1 protein-coding gene is annotated in these 2,850 nt (G+C 67.4%); it reads right to left on the bottom strand.

Annotated features, from left to right (window positions below; translation table 11 throughout):
* The coding region (locus CQ050_RS30600) for an autotransporter-associated beta strand repeat-containing protein (protein ID WP_199196970.1) at positions 1-2,850 on the bottom strand (2,850 nt) is incomplete at both ends.

The raw sequence follows: 2,850 nt of genomic DNA, 5'->3' as shown, positions 1-2,850 counted from the left end.
CGCTGCCGTTCCACGTTTGATCGAAAATGACCGTGCCGTCGTTATGTAGATCGCCGCGAATCGACGCGCTGTTGCCGATGAGCGTGCCGGCCCGCACGCGGGTGCTGCCGTAGGTGTTTACGCCAGTCAACGACAGCGTGCCGGCGCCTTGCTTGATCAGGGCGCCCCCGCCCGATACGGTGCCCGTCAGGCCAAGCTGCGTGCCCGTCGCGACGTTGATGGCGCCATCTTGCATCAAGGAGATATTGCGAGTCGTGTTGAAGCTGGCGGTCGTGGCCAACGAGCCGCCGGCCATCGCCACGCCCGTGTTGGCCGCACCCAGGTTGTTGTCGGCGGAGATCGACAGGGTACCGAACTGAATGTCGGTGCCGCCGGTATACGTGTTGTCGCCCGTCAGCGTCAGCATGCCGGCGTCGGTTTTGACCAGTTTGCTGGCGCCCGTCAGGCGGGCGGCGATGGTGCCGACCATGCCTGCATCCGCTGTCGATCCCGCTCCCACGCGGATGATGCTCTCGCCGCCCGCGCCTTGCAGAGCGATGGCATCGCCTTCAATGCGGTAGCCATCGGTGGCGATCTGCATGCCCGTGACCCCGATGGCCCCGGCCGAGGTGTCCACCCTGACCGTGCCGGCCGTGCCCTGGAAGACGGCAAACGTCGGATTGGGCTGGAAGCGGCCGTTCAACGTGCCGTCCGCGTTGGCCCAGTTCCGGTCGTCGGCGCTCCACGTGCCCGACCCGCCGTCAATGGCGCCGTTGTCGTGGCCGGCGGTGTTGCCGCCGTCCCAGAAGTTCAGCGTTACGCCGGCTGTCGAGGCCAGGTTGACCTGGCCGCCAACTGCGGTTTGCAGGGTCAACGCGCTGGCGGAGACGCCGGCGGGCGTGGTGCCGATGGCCAAGCCATGGTTCGTCAGGCTGCCGCCGTAGTCGAACAGGCGATAAACCCCCGCGCCGAAGCCCCCTTGATCCGTGATGTTCAGGCTGCCGGCCAACGTCAGGTTGTCTGCCACCGAGAATAAGGCGGCGCTGGACGCATTACCCAGTTCCACATTCACTCGGCTTGCGCCGGATAGCGACAGGTCGCCGCCAAACACCAGCGTCTGACCTTGCACGCCTTCCAGTACGCCGCCGGTCAGCGTGGCGTTGCCGTTGATACGGCCCGCGCCCGAGAGTGTGCCCGCACCGCTTGCCGCGACATCGCCGCCCAGAGCGCCGTCGACATGCAGGCGGCCGCCCGTGACCGTCGCCGAGCCGCCCAGCTTGTCCGACACCCACAGCATGCCGGATTGAACCTGCGTCCGGCCCGCAAAGCCGCTGTTGTCGCCCAGCAGTTGCAGCATGCCCGCGCCGGTCTTGGTGACCTGGCCTGCGCCCGCCAGCATGCCACTGAACGACGTGCTGCTGGCTTGATTGAAGCGCACCTCGGCGCCCGAGGCGATCGTGGTATTGCTGGTGTAGCGGCCGGCGCTGACGGCCAGCGTGCCGGCATCGATGCGCCAGTCTTGCGCGTTGACGCCGGTCAGCGTCAACACGCCCGTGCCTTGCTTGACCATCGTGCCCGTGCCCGACACATAACCCGCGTAGGTCGCGTCGGTGGCCTGGTTGAACACGACCGCGCCGTGGTTCAGCAGATCTCCGCGGATCGAGGCCGCGTTGCCCACCAGCGTGCCGGCCAGCACTTGCGTGTTGCCGTAGGTGTTGGCGCCGGTCAGCGTCAACGTGCCGGTGCCGAGCTTTTGCAGCGTACCGGCACCGCTGACGGCACCCTGTAAACCCAGCGTGGTGCCTGCCGCGACATTGATATCAGCGGTTTGCGCCAGCGTCACGGCACGCGCCGAATCAAAGCTGGCCGTGGTGGCGAGCGCGCCGCCGTTCAACGTCAATGCGCCTGCTGATGCCCCCAGGTTGGCGTCCGACGACACGAACAACGTGCCCGTGCGGATTTCGGTGCCGCCCGTATAGGTGTTGTTGCCCGCCAGCACCAGCGTGCCGAAGTCGGCCTTCACGAGCTTGCTGGCGCCCGTCAGGCTGGATGCGAGGGTGGCGGTCGTGCCGGCACCGATGACCAGGCCCGACCCCACGCGCACAACGGTCTCGCCATTCGCGCCGTCCAGCGCGATGGCATCGCCCTGGACGCGGTAGCCGCCGCTCGAGAACTGCATGCCCGTCACGCTCACGGCCCCTGCCCCCGCGTCCACCTCCACGGTGCCGGACGCGCCTTGGAACACGGCGAACGTCGGGTTGGGCTGGAAACGGCCGTTCAGCGTGCCGTCCTCGTTGGTCCAGTTCAGCCCGTCGGTGCGCCAGACTCCCAAGCCGCCATCGATGACGCCGTTGTCGCGTTGCGCGGCATTGCCGCCGTCCCAGAAGCTCAAGGTGGTGCCGAACGTCGCCATCAGGTTGACCTGACCGGCCACGGCCGTTTGAAGGCGCAAGTCGTTGGCCGTGATGCCCGTGGGAACGGTTCCCAGCGCTAGCGTATTGGCGGTAAGCGCGCCGCCGTAGTCGAACAGGCGGTAGACACCTGCGCCGAACGCGCCTTGCTCCGCCACGTTCAGGGTGCCCGCCAACGCCAGGTCGCCACCGACGTCGAACAGGGCGGCGGACGCGGTGCTTCCCAGCGCCACGTTGACCCGGCTGGCGTTGTCCAGGGTGAGGTTGCCGCCTATCTTCAGGGTGCTGCCTTGCGTGCCTTGCAGCACGCCGCCTGTCAACGTGACATTCTGACCGACGGTGCCGGTGCCTGACAGGACGACGTTGTTGCCGATGGCGGCATTGCCGCTCAAGGTGCCGGTCACATGCAGGCGGCCGCTGGACACCTCCGCGTTGCCACCCAGTTTGTTGGCCACGACCA

The organism is Achromobacter sp. MYb9 (genome assembly GCF_002975275.1).
Classification (GTDB): domain Bacteria; phylum Pseudomonadota; class Gammaproteobacteria; order Burkholderiales; family Burkholderiaceae_B; genus Achromobacter.
Note: the sequence above shows the minus strand (reverse complement) of the source record. Positions and strands in the feature narration are given on the sequence as shown.